General features: G+C 61.6%; 13 protein-coding genes. 1 reads left to right on the top strand and 12 read right to left on the bottom strand.

Annotated elements, in window-relative coordinates; all coding sequences use genetic code 11:
• Positions 1–9: 9 nt before the first annotated feature.
• The 12 genes from ACQR13_RS26070 to ACQR13_RS26125 form a co-directional block, all read right to left on the bottom strand.
• A complete protein-coding gene (locus tag ACQR13_RS26070) occupies positions 10–813 on the bottom strand; it encodes a general secretion pathway protein GspK (protein ID WP_315754906.1) in 804 nt (267 codons plus the stop codon).
• A gap of 46 nt (positions 814–859) precedes the next feature.
• Positions 860–1,534: a prepilin-type N-terminal cleavage/methylation domain-containing protein gene (locus ACQR13_RS26075; protein WP_315754904.1), complete on the bottom strand. Its 675-nt coding sequence runs from the start codon at positions 1,532–1,534 to the stop codon at positions 860–862.
• 9 nt (positions 1,535–1,543) lie between these two features.
• Entirely contained in the window at positions 1,544–1,975 is a 432-nt protein-coding gene (locus ACQR13_RS26080) for a type IV pilus modification PilV family protein (RefSeq protein WP_315754902.1), read from the bottom strand.
• A complete protein-coding gene (gspG, locus tag ACQR13_RS26085) occupies positions 1,972–2,445 on the bottom strand; it encodes a type II secretion system major pseudopilin GspG (RefSeq protein ID WP_315754899.1) in 474 nt (157 codons plus the stop codon). The genes ACQR13_RS26080 and gspG overlap by 4 nt, the downstream gene beginning before the upstream one ends.
• Before the next feature lie 46 nt (positions 2,446–2,491).
• Entirely contained in the window at positions 2,492–2,962 is a 471-nt protein-coding gene (locus ACQR13_RS26090) for a GspH/FimT family pseudopilin (RefSeq protein ID WP_316194030.1), read from the bottom strand.
• Positions 2,959–4,179, bottom strand: coding sequence for a type II secretion system F family protein (locus ACQR13_RS26095; protein ID WP_315754895.1), 1,221 nt, complete (start codon positions 4,177–4,179; stop codon positions 2,959–2,961). Before ACQR13_RS26095 ends, ACQR13_RS26090 begins: the two co-directional genes overlap by 4 nt.
• Complete coding sequence (gene gspD, locus ACQR13_RS26100; RefSeq protein ID WP_315754893.1) at positions 4,179–6,425, bottom strand: type II secretion system secretin GspD; 2,247 nt, start codon at positions 6,423–6,425, stop codon at positions 4,179–4,181. The genes ACQR13_RS26095 and gspD overlap by 1 nt, the downstream gene beginning before the upstream one ends.
• A 377-nt stretch (positions 6,426–6,802) precedes the next feature.
• Positions 6,803–7,420: a T6SS immunity protein Tdi1 domain-containing protein gene (locus ACQR13_RS26105; protein WP_315754891.1), complete on the bottom strand. Its 618-nt coding sequence runs from the start codon at positions 7,418–7,420 to the stop codon at positions 6,803–6,805.
• The gene (locus tag ACQR13_RS26110; protein WP_315754889.1) at positions 7,417–11,058 is read right to left on the bottom strand and encodes an RHS repeat-associated core domain-containing protein; all 3,642 of its coding nucleotides are present in this window, start codon (positions 11,056–11,058) and stop codon (positions 7,417–7,419) included. Before ACQR13_RS26110 ends, ACQR13_RS26105 begins: the two co-directional genes overlap by 4 nt.
• Positions 11,059–11,191: 133 nt before the next feature.
• Entirely contained in the window at positions 11,192–13,927 is a 2,736-nt protein-coding gene (locus ACQR13_RS26115) for an FG-GAP-like repeat-containing protein (protein WP_315754887.1), read from the bottom strand.
• Between the two features lie 463 nt (positions 13,928–14,390).
• The gene (locus tag ACQR13_RS26120) at positions 14,391–15,254 is read right to left on the bottom strand and encodes a hypothetical protein (RefSeq protein WP_315754885.1); all 864 of its coding nucleotides are present in this window, start codon (positions 15,252–15,254) and stop codon (positions 14,391–14,393) included.
• 1,539 nt (positions 15,255–16,793) lie between these two features.
• Entirely contained in the window at positions 16,794–17,177 is a 384-nt protein-coding gene (locus ACQR13_RS26125; RefSeq protein WP_315752600.1) for a winged helix-turn-helix transcriptional regulator, read from the bottom strand.
• A gap of 69 nt (positions 17,178–17,246) precedes the next feature.
• On the opposite strand from ACQR13_RS26125, the gene ACQR13_RS26130 reads away from it, so the two are divergent.
• Positions 17,247–17,606, top strand: coding sequence for a hypothetical protein (locus tag ACQR13_RS26130; RefSeq protein WP_315752599.1), 360 nt, complete (start codon positions 17,247–17,249; stop codon positions 17,604–17,606).
• Positions 17,607–17,860 lie beyond the last annotated feature (254 nt).

Here is a 17,860-nt window from a genome sequence, read left to right on the forward strand (position 1 = left end):
CTACATCCGTCATTTCGTTTTCCAGCTCAGCACCCAATACGGCTGCCGCGGGTTCTCCGTCAGGCGAACCGCGACATCGGCCGAGACCGTGCGCGAGGCGTAAGAGAATTCGGTCCTTATCGCGAAGGCGCGACCGCGCAATACGATCGCGGGATCATCTGCGAACAGCACGGATCTGGCTTCGGCGGTCTCGCGCGCAGCCACAGTCGCCTCGGCGCTCTCTGTGCTCATGTTGGGCAAAGCGCGCAGCACCTCGCGGGGCGCAAGCTGCGGATCGACAAATTGCCGCCCCGAATAGACCGTGAGCGCAGGCGCAATCCGCGCAAAGATCGCGGGCGTCATATCCATGACCAACAGCAGCTCATCGACGCTCTGGAACGGACCGTTGCGGGGATGATAAGCGGCGCTGCGCGAGGCATAGTCCCGGTCCTTGGCGCCGTTCAGGTGCTTCAGCGCGGTCGTCGTCCGCCAATCGACGATCTTGTCGGTCAGGCTACTCGCGACCTGTGCGTCCAGCCCTACGGATTGCAGTAGGTTGTTCAGCATGGCCTCGTCGGTCTGGTTGAGGTCGATCCTCCCCAGTTCGTCCTGAACCCTGATGCCGATCAGCGTCCCGTTGAAATCGAGCTTGTAAAGCCTGCCGTCGGCGCGCCAGCGGCGCTCTGCCTTTGGATCGAGCAGCCCGTCGATCGCCGCGTTGACGCCGGCTTCGACGAGCGCATTCAGACCGGCCTGCTCGATGCCGTTATGAGCCAGACTGTACGACACGCTGCTCGACCATGATAGCGACAGCGACACCGCCGTCAGCAGCATGAGTCCCCAGAGAACGGATATGACCGGCATGGCGCTATCCTCCCCGCTACCGCCCGCGACAGCGCATCGTGAGCGCGTCATAGACGCAACTCACATCTGCCTGCACGCGCGGCGCGATCACGAGCTCAGGCCAGGTTTGTCCGTCGCCGGGACGCATGAGGACCCGAAGACGGATAAGAGCCGGGATGTCGGTCTGCTCCTGCCAGCTGGTGCGCCAGCCCGCGTTGTCGGCCCCTGTCCCTCGTCCGGCATAGCTGAACTCCACCCGATCGATATTGGAGACCAGCAGCGTCCGCTCGGAGTCCTGCTTCAACGCCAGTTCGGGGCGTGATTGCAGGACGAGATCGACCCGGTCCGGCTTGCGGTCGGCGAAAAGCTTGAACCGGAAGTGGCCCGCGCCGCCGGCCACAGCCGGCGCGTCGCCGAGAAATTCGAGGCTCTCAGCCTGGCCGTCGAAATCGATCCGGCGCTGTGCGGCATCTTCTCCGAGCATCATCGGATAGAGATTCCCGATCAGCCGCCGCATAACATCCTGGGCCGCAAGTTCGCGCTGGAACGCTTCCGCTCGAGCGCTGCCGCTGCGCCAAGCCTGCAGGCCGAACTTGACGTTGTCGAACAGCAGAACGGCGAGCAGGCTGAACAGCGCGAGCGCGACCAGGACTTCGACCAGGGTGAAGCCTGCGTCACAATCATCCAGTCCTGCGGCTTCCGACGACGTCATCAGCATGGCTCACGGGGACTTGGTGGCTCTGGGTCCGAGACGCAGCGTCGAGAGCGCGAAAGAGCGCGGGTCCTGCCCTTCCAGCCAGCCGACCTGGACGGAGACCTGATACAGTTCGACTGTGCGCACGTCTCCGCCCTGCACCGGACGATAGGGCTGCATTTCGAGGCGCCACTGATAGCCATTCGCCTTCGTGCCGGCGAGCGCCTCGGTGCGCAGCGGAATCACGGGGCCGACCTGTGCCAACATGGATTGCGCCAGCGACACAGCCCCTGCCAGACGTTCGGCCATTCCCGTTCGCAAAAGCCCAGTCGAGAATAGGCTCATCACCAGGGTCAGGCCGAGCGACAGCATGGCGAGCGCTACGATGACCTCCACCAGAGTGAAGCCGGCCTCGCCGTCGTCAACCGCTGATGTCATCGCTGTCCCGATGGACGTCATGGCTGCCAGCTCGTCACATTGGCATTGGCGGAGGTCTCGTCCTCGCGGCCGTCGGGCCCGAGCGAGACGATGTCGTAGGCACCGTGCTGCCCTGGGAATTTGTAGACATAGGGCCGCCCCCACGGATCGTTCGGAACCAAGGTGCCACTGAGATAGGGCCCGTTCCAGGTGGCCGCGGTGGCCGGCTTCTGCACGAGCGCGCCGAGCCCTTCGGCCGAGGTCGGATAGCGGCCATTGTCGAGATGATAGAGATCGAGCGCCGACGACAGGCTGCGGATCTGGATCCGCGCCGTCTTGAGCTTGGAGTCGGAGAGATAGCTCAGCACCCGCGGTCCCACCAACCCCATGATGAGGCCAATGATCGTGATGACGACCAGCATTTCGACCAGGGTGAACCCCGCCTCGCTCTCGGCGCCCCTGCGCGAGCGGGCCTGGCGGAGACCGCGCCACGCCACAACACGCCGCCTCATGACGTCACTCATTGCCTGACATTTCAGCATCAATGCCTCCCTCCCCTCAACATGCGGCCGCCGTGCGCACCGTCCCCGTCAGCCACCCGACGCAGAGCCGCACCTCGCGTCCGCCAAGCTCCAGGCTGAGATCGCCGCCGGTCGACGAGCCGTCCGGAAAGAAGCGGAAGCCGCCCACCGCCGGCTCCGATTGCGTGGCGGCCGCATAGGTCAGCTTCGCCTGGATCTGCGGCGCAAACGAGCGCGACGAGACCACCTCGGAGCCGAACGTGCGGCGGTCGACATCCACGCTGAGCGTCATCACCCGGTTCTGCACGATCGCTGCGGCGCGCGTGGCGCGCAGTGCTGACGCAAGTTCGCCGGTCGCGGCGTCGAGGCTCACAGTGCCGGTACCGCGCGACAGCATCGGCACCGCGGCGACCGCAGCCAGCGCGAGGATGACCAGCACGGCCAGCATCTCGACCAGCGTGAAGCCCGCGCTCGTTCCGTCCTGCCACTCGCTCGTCAGCGCGCTCATCGGCCGGCCAGATCGTTGATGCTGAGGACGGCCGTCATGACGGGCGTGATCAGCGCGCCGATAATGAGCGCGATGCCGACCGTCATTGCCGGCGTCAACGCCGCCATGAAGCGATCGACATTCGTCTGGAGCTGCTTCTCTAGCATCTGCGCGACGCGCAGCAGCATGCGGTCGAGCTTGCCCGCCTCCTCGCCGACCGCGATCATCTGCAGCGCGACCGCAGGCAGCACGACCTCGGTGCGCAGCGCGCGGTGCAGCGCCGTGCCCTGCTGAACCTTCTCGATCGCCTGGTCCATGCCCGCGCGGAGATGGCGGTTGCCGACGACGTCGCTCGCCGATTTCGTGGCGGATATTAGCGGCACGCCGGCCATCAGCATCGTGCCGAGGGTGCGCGCAAAGCGTGCCGTGTCCTGCTGCAGCAGGAAGCCGCCGAGCAGCGGCAGCCGCAGCACGAGCCGGTCGAGGCGCCGGCGGCGGCCGGCATCGGCCATGGTGAATGCCACGACGGCGACGAGGAGCACAACGGCCGCAAGGCCGCCGACCACGATCTCGAGCCAGTGCTCGTTGAGCGCCAGCATCAGCTGGATGGTCAGCGGCACCGGCTTGCCGCTCTGGGTGAAGATCGGCGCCATCGACGGGATCACGCCGCCGATGATGATTGCCAGCGTGACGAGGCTCAGCACGATCAGCATCGACGGATAGATCAGCGCCGACTGGACGCGGGCACGGATCTCCGCCCGCCGCTCCAGCAGCTCGGCGAGTTCGGTCAGCACCTGCGCCAACCGGCCGCCGGACTCGCCGGCTCTGATGACCGCGACATAGTCGGCGGGAAACACACGCGGCTGCGCCTGCATTGCCTCCGACAGCGGCCGGCCGTTGAGGATTTCGGCGAGCAGCGCCTCGATCAGGCTGCGCAGCCGTTGCGCGGACGCCTGCGTCTGCACGATGCGCAAGGCATCGTCCATCGGGATGTCGGCCGCGCACAGCGTCGAGAATTCGCGGGTGAACGCCAGCAGATCGCCGCGGTCGGAGCCACCGCCGAGCGTGATCTCGCGATTCCACCATGTCGTGCCGCCGCTGTCAGCAACCGTCATCTGGAACGGCGACAATCCCTGCGCCCATAGCGCGGCATCCGCGGCCGCGGCTGACACAGCGTCGATCGTGCCCTCCGCAAAGGAGCCGTCGGTGCCGTAGGCGCGGTAGCGGAAGCGCGGCATCAGTCGAGGATCCTGCGTCCGGTGTCCTCGACGCGGCGCCGCGCCGGCGGACGGCGATGCGGGCCCTCGATCGCCATGAAGTGGCGGTACTCCTCGGTCACGCTGCGCGCCTCGTCGAGGCTGCGCATCACATGCGGCCGGATCAGGATGATCAGCTCGGTCTTGCCGATGACGTTGTCGCGGCTGCCGGCGAAATTGCCGATGAACGGGATGTCGCCGATGATCGGCAGCTGGCTCCGACCGCTGGTGCGGCCCTCCTGGATCAGCCCGCCCAGCACCAGCGCGTCGTTGTCGTTCACGACCACAGATGTCCTGATCTTGCGCTGCCGGATGGTCGGCGAATCGATGTTCGACGACGTGGTCGGCGCCACACTCGACACCTCCTGCTCGATGTCGAGCAGCACGCGGCCACTTTCATTGATGCGCGGGATGATCGACAGGATCACGCCGGTGTCCTTGTAGCTCACGGAATTGACGATCGGCGCGCCGGGCGTCAACGTGCCGGTCGCCGACTGCGTCGTGATCGGCACCTGGTCGCCGATCTGCAGCACCGCCGCCTTGTTGTCCATCACCGCCAGCGACGGCGAGGACACGATGTTGACGTTGGTGATCTGGTTCAGCGTGTCGATCGTGGCGGCGATGTTGGCCGCGGTCAGCGCATAAGAGAAGCCGGGGAACACCGAGCTGACCGCGCCGGAGGCCGCCTCCGTCAGCGTGAATTTCGAGCTGTGCTTCTGCATGTACCATTGCACACCGAAGCGCAGATCGTCGTTCAAAGTGACCTCGGCGATGGTCGCCTCGATCAGCACCTGGTTCGGCATCTGGTCGAGCCGTTCGATCACCTGCAGCACGCGCTTGTAGTCGGCCGAGGCCGCCTCGATCAGGATCGCGTTCTTGGCCTCGTCGGCGACGATGCGCAACCGCGGCCCATCGGCATCGCTATCACGGCCCGACGGCGCGGCCGCTGCCGCCGCCGGAGTGACGCTGGGCGCGGACGTGGCCGGCGCCGAGGTCCGCAATCCCCCCATCCCGCCGCTGGACGAGCCGAGGCCGCCGGTGAAGCCCGATGACGATGATCCGGAGAAGCCGCCGCTGGACGACGACGGCTGCGACTGCACCGTCGCCTCCTGATAGTTCGGCGCTACCGTGCGCCGCGCGGACGATGCCTGCGTGTCGGTCGGGAACATCGACTGCAGCACTTCGACCAGCTCCTGCGCGCGCCGGTTCTGCACCGCGTAGGTGAAGAGCTGCTTCTCGGACCCTTGCGCCTGCGCGTCGAGCTTGCGGATCCAGCTCTCGGCTCGGCGCAGATACTGAACCTGCGGCGAGATCACCAGGATCGAGCGCAGCCGCTTGTTGGGCACGAACTGCACCATGCCGGCCATCGGCCCGTCGCGGTCGGAGGCGAATACGCTCTTCAGCTCGGTGGCGATCGCGTCGGGCGCCGAGGTCTTGACCGGGATCAGCGCGAACGACATGCCCTTCATGGTGTCGACGTCGAACAGCGCGATCGCATCCTTCATCGCCGCGATCTCCTGGCGATTGCCCGAGAGCGTAATCAGGTTGCGCGCATCGTCGACCCGCACCACCCCGCCGCGCGGCGCGATCGGCTCGACGACGCGCCGGATCTCGGAGGCCGAGACATATTTCAGCTGCACCACCTGCAGCCCATTGCCGACCATCTCGCCGGTGTCAGCCACGTCATCGGTGCGATAAGCCGACGACACCGCCGTCTGGTCCGCCGCCACGATGCGATAGATGCCGCGGTTGTTGACGACAGCCGCATTGTTGGCCCGCAGCGCCGCCTGGAACAGATCGATCACCGCGGCCCGCGCCACCGGCTTCGGTGTCTGGATCGTGATCCGCCCCTCGATCCCAGGATCGACCGTGTACTTGACCCCGAGAATATCCCCAAGCACCATCTTCGCCGACTGCAGCACCGGCACCCCGGCGAGATTGATGGTGACGCCGTCAGCGACATCCTCCGTCCCGCGCGGCACGGCCCCGGTCGGCGGCTCCCCGACGAACCGCCCGGTGCCTTCGACCATCGTGGCAGGACCGCCCTTGTTGTCATCAAGCAGCGGTGAGCCCGAGATCCGGCCGGCCCGAGCACTACCCCCGGGCGACCGCATTGCCGCCTGCGCCTGCGATCCCGCCTCCGCAGCACTCGTGCTCCAGGCGAACGACGACGTGCCCTCCTCCACGGTCTGACACGCCGACAGCGCCAGCACCATCGGAAGCGCCATCCACCCGCGCCTGTAACCCTCGCCCCGCACTGCCGTTCACCTCAACCCGAAGCAGCCAAGCTGATTAACAACTAACAGGCGGAGTCTAGAGGGTTTCAAGAGCGAGAGATATTGCCAGTAGGACACGCAAGTGAGTCATGCACATGCTTTGATGCACCGACGTGGAGCGAAATCACATCACAACCATGCGTTCCAATGCCCTAAACGCGATTACAACCAGACTTCGCCTGCTCGTCCGATCAACCAGGAGCGTCGCGGCACGACGCACCCAATCAAGTGATTAAGTGTGCAGTCCAGCACTGTCACCGTAATACACGAGAGCCCGGCGATTCCCCTGATTGCCTCGCCGGATCGCGTTATCCCGAAGTCATCAATCTTCACGGACGACTGATGCGGATCGGTGTCCCGATGGGAAGCCCTTTAGCCTTCAGAATGAACTGGCCAGATATATGCCAATATACGTCGATGTCAGAAATCTGCAAATTACCTACATCATCCCCTCCCCCAAGGAAGAGCGGCTTCTTATATCCGGCACACTGATCGTATTTTAATTTCGTACGAGCAAATTTCTGCCAGCGTTGAAAAAACTCAAGCGCAAGGGCAGCCTCACCAAAATTGACTAGCTCGTCATCGTGGAAGGTTTCGATGTTCGCGGGAATCTTCAGAGCTTGCCCTGTGCCTGGCTCAAACATGACCACGCCGGGCTTTCCACCTTCAAGGCGCCTTTCATCAATCGCGAATGCCCTACCGAGCCAATCATACCCAAAGCACGTGATGCGCCCTTTGAATTCGGGAAACGCATATCCAACGCGGTCGGCCCATGTATCGAGGCTGCTGACCTGTACCACTCTATACAGCCCGCCGTTGAAGGAGCTTCCACCAAATTCGACAAACAGTTTTGCCGTTTCAGACGGCAAGCCCATATCACCTGATGGACCTGTCGGTGTTGGGCCTGCGTCCCGACGAAAATGTCTCTTGAAGGTCTCGAACATCATCTAGGACCAATCGTAACCCTGTTGATAGCCGTGCCTACAGGCAGATTTTTGATCGCCTGCTGGATTTGAGCCCCGAGGCTCCTGTTTACACTCGAATTGAGCGGCCACATATTGGAAACCGTGTCAGATCCACCCAATTGAAGATCGACCATATGGTCAATATCTGAACCTGGGACCAGATCACCCCCGGCCCTGGAATATCGGCTAGCCGCTGATGTACTCGACCGATTCACTGCTGTCACAACGGTTTCGGCCTCATTGAGGATTGCTACCTTCGCATCAGCCTGCGCCATTTGGGCAGCTGTCCAACCTGGTTTGTAAGTGAGCGCTAGATTGACGCCTCTCTCTGCGTTTAGCAAGTCATAGGCGTAGGTCAGCCCTTCGACAATCTCTCCACCGAAGACAAACAGGCCTGCCTGTACGATGAACGACATGGCTTTCCACCCGGCCGCGTCGGCGCGCGCCAGCGACTCCGGTGTGATATGCATCCCGTTATTGAACATGTATCCAAACGCCGCTGTTACCGCGCCGTTTGCGAACTTTCCGCCGCCAGCAACAGAGGCGAGACCACCAGCGACCGCGGAGACTGCAGTTCCACCCGCGAGCTGTCCAAAATCTTGATCCGGATGGGGGAATGCGCTGTTTGTGAGCGGCGACAGCGCCGATCCAACTGCTCCCGACAACGCGCCGGACTTGCAGTCTCCTTCCGAAGCCGCGGACGAAGCGCAACCGACGAGTGCGTGTCCAACGACGTTTTCGGCATATTGAACCGGATTAAAGCCCGCTCCGATGGGCTTGGCGGCGCCCGGCGTGATATCGCCAATCCCATAGAAAGCTGCCGCCGTTACCGCAGCTATGAGACCTGACTTGAGAACTTGCCCAATGTTGCCTCCGGACAGCCCTGTCGCGATCATCGCGCCGCCGGCGGCGGATGCGACGGCGAGCGCCAAGGAATTTGCAGCAAAACCAAGTCCGGGAAGCGCAATACTGAGCAGGATCGTCGCGCCGATCTGCAGGATTGACCTAGCGATGGCGTTCGTCTGGAAGAAGTGCGTGACCGACTTCCAGGCGCCGCTCACGGCCTTACCAATCGCATTCCAGAAGCAGCCGAGGAAACAGTGGCCGGAGGGATCGGTGAAGGTCAGCGGATCATTACCGACATATGAGTAGCGATTCCAGCCCTGGGTACTGAACGGACTCTCCGTGATCGTGTCAGGACTGGTAAAGCGCGCGAGCAAGGGGTCGTAGACCCGGCCGTTCATATGCACGAGGCCGGCGACAGACAGCTCTTCATGGTCGGTGAAGCCGCGGGTGGTCTGGCTGGTGATGCTGCCGGTGGTATCATCCGTGCCATTGATATTGCGGCGCTTGCCCCAGGCGTCGTAGCTGAGACGCTCGACCACAAGCCCGTTCTGGTCCGAGATCGCCGAGATCGAGCCGAGATGGTCGGTGTGGAAGTAGCGCGTGGTGACGGTGGTGCCGCTGCCCGATGTCTGCGCCACCCGCATGCCGACCCTGGCATTGCCGACCAGGAGATAGTCGGTCCACTTCTGCGTGATCGTGCCTGGGTTCTGCACCTCGGCCGCCACGCCGAACGCGGCGATATAGAGCGTCGTGCCCTCCGGGGTCACCTGCTTGAAGCGCTGGTGGTCGGTGTCGTCGACGAAGGAGATCGTCCGACTGCCCTGCGTGATGCTCGCCGGCTTGTTGTAGGAGGTGTAGACGATGCTGCGGCCGAGGCCGGAGGTCTGGTTGCCGTTGGCGTCATAGGTGAACGTAGCGCTGATCGTGCCGGAGACGCCGGTCACGGCATGCGGCAGCGGCTGACCGGCAGCGGGATAGGTGTAGGTGCCAACGTCCGATTTCGACAGGATGTTGCCGATCGGGCTGTAGGAGAACGTCTTGACCAGCGGTGTCGTGTCGACATTGGTGGTCGAGGTCGTCAGCCGGCTGAGTGCGTCATAGACGAAGATCTCGCTGACACTTGTGTTGGCGTCGCTGCGCGAAGTCAGATTGCCGAGGCGGTCATAGCCGAAACTCTGGTTTTGCACGGCATTGTTGACGCCGGTGGCGATGCTGGTCAGGCGGCCCGTGAGCGGGTCGAAGCCTCTGATGGTGCTGAGGCCGTTGCCGGCGGTCTGCTGGGTGATGTGCCCCTCGGCATCCATCGCATAGGCCGCCCAGTACGACTGGCTGGAGGCGTCGTCCTGAAGCTGGTTGGCGAAGCCGAGATTGTTGTAGCCGTAGCGGGCGGTGAAGCCGGAGGGATAGCTGACCTTGGTCAGCCGGCTGTTGGCGTCGTAGACCGCGCCCATCGTATAGGTCGCGCCATCGACCGTGGTCGCGACCTGCAACGGGCGGCCGAGGCTGTCATAGCTGACGCTGCGGGCAAAGCCGTTACCGGAGCCTGAGGTGATGCCGGTCGAGGCCAGCTTACCGATGCCGTTGGCGGCGGTGTCGTAGACCCACACCGAGGTCATGTCCGGCTCGATCCGCTGCACCATGCGGCCCAGAATGTCGTAGCTCAGGCTGACGACCTGCCCCTTGGCGTCGGTCTGCGTCGTCAGCTGCCCTAGCGTGTTGTAGCTGTAGCTCCAGTTACCGAGATCCGGATCGGCGCTGGCGATCTTGCGGCCGCGCAGGTCGTAGGTCGCAGTGACGACGTTGCCGACGGGATCGGTGGTCTGCACCATGTTGCCGACCGCGTCATAGGCGGCGGTCAGCGTCTTGCCCATCGCGTCGGTCACGGACACGATCTGGCTCTGGCTGTTCTTGGTCGTCGTCCGCGTCTGGCCCAGCGGGTTAGTCTCGACCGTGGTCAGGCCGTGATAGGCCATCTGCGACACGCTGCCGTCCGGCTGCGTGGTCGTTACTGCACGTCCCAACGTATCGTAAGTGAAGGTCGTGTAGCGCGGCGTGCCGCCGTTCAGGAAGTATGGCCGGCTGGTCTGCGTCACCCGCCCGAGCGCGTCATAGGTTTTCGTCGCCTGGATGACGCTGCCATCAAAGCCCTGGGTCTGGCGCCCGATCTCGCGCTCGAGCGAATCATAGAACAGCGTCGCCGGAGGCGCGATTACCGTGGTGCCGTCGGCGGCATATGATGTCTCCTGGACCAGGTAGCTCGCGCCCGAGAGGCAGGTGGCTGCGCCGCCGTTGACGCCGCTGCAGAACTGATACAGCCAGCGCGTGATCGTGCCATCGGGCCGCACCTCCTGGATCTTTCGGCCGAACGAATCGTAGCTCCAGGTCGTGGTCAGCCCGTTCGGTCCGGTGTGGCTAGTCGGCTGGCCGAAGCGTGCGTCATATTGGAAGCTCTCGCTCTGCCCCAGCGCGTTGCTGTTGGAGGTCGCGAACTCTCCCCGCGCGTCATAGGTGCTTGAGCTCGAGCGGCTGACGATGTCGGCGCCACTCACGGTCACTGACTGCTTATGCCCGAACGCATCATAGACATAGTCGGTCTGCAGCCGCAGCGCCGGCGTATCCGGCTCCACCACCTCTTGGGTGAGAAGGCCCGAAGCGGCGTCGTAAGCGAACGACGAGGTTCGCGTGATGCTGCTCGAGGCCCAGGCTGGCCCCGCCAGCGCCAGAGCAATCACCGCCGCGACCTGCGGCAACACAGTTCTGATCGAGATCGTCATGGCGCCAAGCCCCCAAGTCGCCGAATGAAGCTGCTGAGACTGACCGGTCAGCCCCTGACCGGCGCAACGCAGGACACAATTTCCCCGGTGGCGTGGGCCAACCCACGCCACGAACCTTCGTGATGCCGTGCCGCTATGGCGCGACGCTCGTGACGGAAGCTCTCGTGAGACGGCCGAGATACCAGAGCGACGGATCGTTGCTGTAGGTGTTGACCGTCGTCTTGCTGTAGCCGTCAGGTGTGGACACGGTGACCCGCGTCGCATTGCCGTAGGCGTCATACTGGTTCGCGGTGGTCACCGTCGGCAGCACCGAACCGTCGAGGTCCGACCCGCTCGCAACGTTCTGGGCCAGCGACACCCGATACGGCGCGCTCGACGGACTGATCGTCGTCGTGCCGGCTGCGTTGGTGAACTGGTAGGTGTTGGTCGACTGCCCCAACGTCTGGCTGCCCAGCGTCCGCACCGTCGACGCGACCATGCCGATATAGGGAAAGTCTTGCCGGAAGGTCGTGACGTCCGAGATCCCGGTCTGCAGATCATTGACCGTCATCTGGCGGAAACCCAACATCCCGCGCCCGGTGATGTCTGCCTTGGCTCCCGCATACGCATACGTCGAGCTGTACGTCCCGCCCACCCCGTTCGACACGTCGACACGCGAGACGACAAATGAAGCAGACTGCAGATCAACGTAAGGATAGGTGGCGGTGGTGTCCTTGGTGTAGACCGCACTGCTCGTGATCGGCTTGTACGTCACCGCGGTCGTCACGCCCAGACCGGTCGTGAAACCGACGATATAGTCGCCCGCTCCTCCGTTGGCCATGACCGAATACACATGCGTCGCGTCAAGCAGAGTAAATCCTGCTTTGCCATCGCCCTTGAAGTCACCGCCAAACAACCAGTAGCTGGCAGTCACCGGCGCGCCGAAGTTCCAACTGTTCGGCATCGGAAGCAAATGGTAGCTGAACGTGGCATCGCCGTTGCTCAGGAATTGATAGATGAACGAGCTGTTGCCGCCTATGAACGCAAAGTCCGATTTTCCATCCGCATTGAAATCACCGGAGAGAGGACTGAACAAAGCAGCCGGTTGCGTTCCAAAATTCCAGCCGACCGAGCTCGGGATGGGGATCGTGATGTAGTTAAATGTCCCATCACCTTTACTCTGGAATTCGTAGAGATAGGTGCCCTGCAGCATCACCCAGTCGGTCTTGCCATCACCATTGAAGTCGCCACTGATGGGCACGAAAGAGTTGTCAGGCGGACTGCCGAAGTTCCAGCCGTTCGAGATCTGCAGCGCGCTGTACGCGAACGTGCCATCTCCATTGCCGAAAAACTCGTACAGATAGGCGCCACCCATCATGATGAAATCGGCTTTCCCATCTCCGTTGAAGTCACCTGAGATCGGCGTATAGTTATCTGAGGGACGATTTCCAAAATTGGTGGGACCGATGTTGATCGTGTTGCCACTGAACGTGCCATCTCCGTTGCTGAGAAACTCGTACATGAACTGGCCGCTCATCAGCAGAAAATCTGACCTACCGTCGGAATTGAAGTCACCGGCGATCGTTGTATAGGTCGCCTGCGGCGGAGCACCGAAGTTCCAGCCGTTAGGACACGGCGTCGCCACACCCCGGAACGTTCCGTCCCCATTGCTCAGAAATGTGTACACGACGCCTCCGCTCAGCATCGCAAATTCGGACTTGCCGTCACCGTTGAAATCGCCAGAAATCAGGGCGTAGCTAGAGAACGGGTCGTTGCCGAAATTCCAGCCGTTCGGCGCACTCGAATTGACGAACGTGTAGGTCCCGTCCCCCTTGCTAAGGAAGGCGAAGAGATTCGGGCCATACAGCATCAGGAAGTCAGTCCTTCCGTCGCCATCGAAGTCACTATAGATCGGCGTAAACCCGATTGCGCCTTGCAAGACATGGCCTCGGCCGGCACCGCTGGTGGTCGAGGATGGCGAGCCAAAATTCGCACCATTCGGAACCGCCATCACCGCCGCCGAAAAAGAGTCTCCCCCTCCGCTGGCCCACTGGAACGTCGACGCCGGAAGGCACGATCCGTCACCCCCACAGGCGGCAATGGATGTCACCTCGGAGACGCCGCTCGTCGGACTCTGCTGATAGGAAAGACGATAATCAGCGACCAGAGTCGCCCCGGCAAAGGTCTTGATGTTTGTTAGCCGATCGGTCGTCTGGACCAGCGAACCAGCATGATAGTGCTGAATGACATCCGGCCGCTGGGCATACACAAACGCCACAGAGTTATAGGGCGCCACACCGGCGGAAGCATTGCCGGTATAGACAATCCAACTTGGGACGGACTGGCCAGTCGATGCATTGGTTACGTAGGTGACCGAGAAATAGTTACCCTTGGTGTCGCTGACCTTGTTTACTCCCCAAGCCCGCGCCATGGCTTTTCCGACGACCAACATCTGAGAATCGGCCGTGTGACCAAACTCCATGACTTGGCCCGCCTTGGTGCGCACCTCGAACCACGCAGGCCCGCTACCAGCCGTTCCGTGAGAAACAATTTTCGAGTAGACGTCGATCTCGGTGCGATACTCGGCTCCATCAGCGCCATATGACCCGCTCACCAGAATAAGCCGCTGGCCATCGAGGCAGAACCGATCATTGCCGTCGAAATTCACAGTCCCGATGACGCCGTCCTGCACCATTGTCCGTGGACAACGACCAACGGAAGGCAGTCCACCGAGAGACCAACCGATACCCATGATGCCGTTGGCCCCGGAGCTACTATAATCAAGCGAGAGCGAGGGCACGACGCCAGCCGTTCCAGGAGGAATGGCAATCGGAATCGAATAGGCTGCCGCGCCACCCTGGTTGACCGAGAAGCTCCCAGGCAGCGACATCCCACCTGCACTACTTAAAGTTGAATTCAACGCACAAAAAATAACGGCAAGACCGACACTTGCAGCCCCTCTTATGCCGCCCCGTGCGAAGCCCCCTCGACAGGCCCGAGTCGAAATAGCCAACATCCCTGCCCCCGCAGCATGTGTAAAGCACTGGACACAGCAAAAGGTATTTGCGTCCGACGATCAATATGCTTCAAAACTTATCCACAACAGGAGAGCGATTAGTTATCGAAGCGCACTCTGAAATTGATTCTTCCATCACGCCTTCCGCTCAATGCAAGAATGACAGCGCGCCCCGACTCCTGTTCCGGTCAGATACTTTTGTGAGGAGCAAGGATTGAAAGCGTACCGCATCAACCGCACTCTTCATACGGAGGGAAAGCGCGCGCAATAAGCCGGTAGCGCGCCGCTTCATTTGTCGATGAGCCAGGAGCTCCGCCCTCGATCAACGGCAGATCAACTACCTGATGCTACAGGACGCCGAACCCGCGGGAAGTCCGCCCGGCGGGGTCAGGCCGTTCATAACGAGCACCGCGTAGCTGTCGCAAAGGCCGCCGCGGCCGCCTCCCGGAACATTGAGGAATCCACCCGTGAAGTTTGCGTACCCGCCATGAAGCTCCATGAACTGCAAGGAGGGCGAGACGCCATTCATGTCGATAAATGTGCCCACTGAAAACTTGCTAAAGGAATTAGTAAAAACAAATTCGCCGATCTGCCCACCGAGAGTTATTCCCGGATTGCTCGCGCCGACAGCTCCGTACTGTGCGATGTTGTATGCGCCGAGGGCATCAGCCATAAAGACGTATCTGAACGCGCCAACACGCACACTGTTGACATCGAGCACACTGAACTGAGCGGCGTAGAAAGCGGTATCCGTCCCTGGATTGATGGTGTCCACGGTGAGACACTGCAATACGCCAATGCCGAGGTCACGAGACTGAATCAACGTTCCACCAGGTGCCCCTGTGTAGCGCAAGACTACGTTCACTTCTGTGGCAGGCACGTTGGAGCAATCGCCCTGCAGAATGTACAACCAGCTTCCAACCGGCGAACCGAAGAAGTTCTGCGTGCTATCGATTGAGTAGTAACCATTACACAACTGTACCGTCGGTTGATTACCTGCCAGGTCAATATTAGCTGCGATGTATCGGATCGCTCCATACGGCGTCGCAAATTCGGTCCCACTACCGCACCCTCCCTGGCCGGTACGCCCCGTATCGGAGCCGTTTGTTGCCACGTACCAGGTAAATGAAGTTGCCGTGGTGCGGGCATCTGCCCTAACCGGAAGCAACCAAAGCGCAAGAAGACAAGCAAGAAGACGCATCTGAACTCTACCCCTGATAGAGATTACCGCTCGGGAGAGCGCCACCGGCCGCAGATGAAATGCAAGAGAAGCACAACAACTACTTAAAGTAGAAAATGAGGCCAAAAGAGAGCGTCTGGGTCGATCCTCCCAGCTCTTTTTATTGATCCGCGCGCGACATTGCCCCGGCCAGCCTGAGTCGAAATACGGATCATTCCTGTCCCCGCAGTCTCTGTACATTCCGAAGCATAAACAGACGTCATTCGTATCTGGCGATCAACGAACATTGCAATCTATTCACAACATAAAGATGACAAAGCGGATAGCACAACTCCTGATTATGCGCTCCAAATCTGACTCCACATTTGCGAGCAGAGACCGCCCACATATTGCAGTAATGAATGATAGCGCCGCGGTTGCACTGGGGCCGATTTTGATCCGCACGAACCTTAACCGGCTTCGTGCGCTACGCGGACGATTGCAACATCAATGTGAGCCGTCGGAAAAAGGGCGAGTTCAGCTTGGCGGTCTAGGCGCGGACGGAAAGTCGAGCTTGAGGAGTCTCCGTGCTCACCGCCGGCCGGGCACCGCGTGAACTTGCCCAAGAAAGATCCCGCCGAACATGTCGCCTCAATATGCTCGCCACGAGGCCAGTCTGTTCGATCGAGGCGATCGAAGACCTGCCGACGAATGGCGCCGGTGCCGCACTGTCGTTTATCGCGATCCTTTCGATCGGCAACGGCGAAAGGTAGGATCGAAACCCGTCGCTGGCGAACGGCTATTCCATAGCGATCGTTACGGCGGGACCACCGAGCGCCACGACACACTATGACGGCGGCCGAACGGCCTGGCTCGGTCTGCACGTGATCGCGATCTCATGGATCGGCGTAGTGCTCTAGATTGGTGACGGGCTGTCTCGTTTAGGAGGGGGCCTTTGCATACCACCCCTCCCCTTTGGCAGCTAACTCCTCCGGGAACAGTCTGTTCTCGATTGGTCCAGCGGCCGCTCCTTGCAGCCGGTCGCCCAAAGCCTGTCGTCGCGCTCGCAAATGGGTGAGCCGGTGCCGGGAAAAGCCGGTGGCAGCCAATTGCGCCGGTTAGAATTTGCACTAGATGGCCGTTCTGCCGCGCAAAGCATGAGATCAGCAAGACTCATCGAACTCGCCGCAGCAGAGGTACCCCAGCTTAGGTGCGAGCTCGGCGGCTCGACCAGCGCTGACATCGTCGCGCAAGCGATTTGAACCGGGAAATAGTTGCGAGAGCAGACACCGTCCGGTTTCACCCTCGATATGTCCCTCGTACCTCAGAAATGAAAGAAATTGGCGATGTATGAGGATCTTAGCTTTGCAATTCGAATCTCTCCGCGCCAGTCTACGCCAGAGCACGACGTCATAGCCTGCGGCCACCTTTTTCGACGCTATCAGAACCAGCGCGTCGCCGCGATCCCGCCCGCTTCTTAAGGGGCCTCTTGTGATCGGCGAGTAATCCAACTGTGGCGCACGAAGTGGCAATCCCCACGGCATCGGCTCATGCCTGCAGGCATCGCGACGAAGGATGCGATCATCTAGCGGCGCCGAATTGCGCCATCGCGGCGAAAATGTCGCGAAGGCTTTCGCCGCGTGGGGTCAGCTCGTATTCGGTCGTCGGCGGATTGGTGGGAAACACGCGGCGAACCAGCAGGCCCTGGTGTTCGAGCGTGCGCAACCGCAGCGTCAACAGCCGCGGCGAAATCCCTTTGAGGCTTCGCTGCAATTCGCTGTAGCGCTTCTTGCCCGACAGCAGATCACGCAGGACGAGCATCGTCCACTTTCCATCCAGAATCTCGACCGTGCGCTGAACCGGGCATTCCGGACCACAGGGATCGTCTGGTGCGGCGACAATGAGATCTGCAGATTTCATGACTTCACTTTTGGTAACTACTTCACAAAAGATAGTGCGCCTCATAGGTCTTGTCACGACATCATCGTCGACAGGATATGCAGCATGTTTTCAGCTCTCTTACGGATCGTTGGCATGATCCAGATCGTTCTCGGGCTGGCCTATCTCTTCGTCCCGGCGGAATTTCTCCGGCTGATTGGACACAGCGCGCCGGCAGCCGATCTTCTCTATCCGCTCGGCATGCTGGCCGCTCGGTTCATCGCGTACGGCGTCGGCTTCTTGTGGGTCAGCCGCACGCCTAACGCGCACCGGCCCTGGATCGCGCTGATGGTGCTGATCCAGACGATTGATCTTGGCGTCGGCGCCTATTACACCGCGACGGGCGTCGTGCCCCTCTCTTTGTCCGGCTTTCCGATGTTCAACGCCATCTGGATCGCGATCGGCCTGAGCGCGATGCTTCTGCGGAAGGACAGGGAAGGCCAAGCGAGCACATGAGCCGCATTGGCGCTGCGCCATTCACGCGACTGCAAGGCGCGCACGTCGATCCTCAGATGCATGCGGCTGCCATCGATCTTCCGCCTACGGCAGCGCATCTCAAATGGCTCGACGTCGATTGCCCCGGGGCTCCACGTCGATCTTGCCATCGATCGAAAGGGCCGCCATCAAAGGGGAACCGAACCAGCCACCCATGAGGCGTCGCGCGAGATCGTAGTCTGTCACCGAATATACGGCGGGATTGCGCAGCCTGC

This window comes from Bradyrhizobium sp. HKCCYLRH3059, assembly GCF_051168035.1.
GTDB lineage: Bacteria > Pseudomonadota > Alphaproteobacteria > Rhizobiales > Xanthobacteraceae > Bradyrhizobium.

Bases quoted from the DNA above. Each gene is read 5' to 3' on its own strand.
- ACQR13_RS26070 (WP_315754906.1), bottom strand. From the start codon at position 813: ATGCTGCTGACGGCGGTGTCGCTGTCGCTATCATGGTCGAGCAGCGTG.
- ACQR13_RS26075 (WP_315754904.1), bottom strand. From the start codon at position 1,534: ATGACGTCGTCGGAAGCCGCAGGACTGGATGATTGTGACGCAGGCTTC.
- ACQR13_RS26080 (WP_315754902.1), bottom strand. From the start codon at position 1,975: ATGACGTCCATCGGGACAGCGATGACATCAGCGGTTGACGACGGCGAG.
- gspG (WP_315754899.1), bottom strand. From the start codon at position 2,445: ATGAGGCGGCGTGTTGTGGCGTGGCGCGGTCTCCGCCAGGCCCGCTCG.
- ACQR13_RS26090 (WP_316194030.1), bottom strand. From the start codon at position 2,962: ATGAGCGCGCTGACGAGCGAGTGGCAGGACGGAACGAGCGCGGGCTTC.
- ACQR13_RS26095 (WP_315754895.1), bottom strand. From the start codon at position 4,179: ATGCCGCGCTTCCGCTACCGCGCCTACGGCACCGACGGCTCCTTTGCG.
- gspD (WP_315754893.1), bottom strand. From the start codon at position 6,425: ATGGCGCTTCCGATGGTGCTGGCGCTGTCGGCGTGTCAGACCGTGGAG.
- ACQR13_RS26105 (WP_315754891.1), bottom strand. From the start codon at position 7,420: ATGATGTTCGAGACCTTCAAGAGACATTTTCGTCGGGACGCAGGCCCA.
- ACQR13_RS26110 (WP_315754889.1), bottom strand. From the start codon at position 11,058: ATGACGATCTCGATCAGAACTGTGTTGCCGCAGGTCGCGGCGGTGATT.
- ACQR13_RS26115 (WP_315754887.1), bottom strand. From the start codon at position 13,927: ATGTCGCTGCCTGGGAGCTTCTCGGTCAACCAGGGTGGCGCGGCAGCC.
- ACQR13_RS26120 (WP_315754885.1), bottom strand. From the start codon at position 15,254: ATGCGTCTTCTTGCTTGTCTTCTTGCGCTTTGGTTGCTTCCGGTTAGG.
- ACQR13_RS26125 (WP_315752600.1), bottom strand. From the start codon at position 17,177: ATGAGGCGCACTATCTTTTGTGAAGTAGTTACCAAAAGTGAAGTCATG.
- ACQR13_RS26130 (WP_315752599.1), top strand. From the start codon at position 17,247: ATGATCCAGATCGTTCTCGGGCTGGCCTATCTCTTCGTCCCGGCGGAA.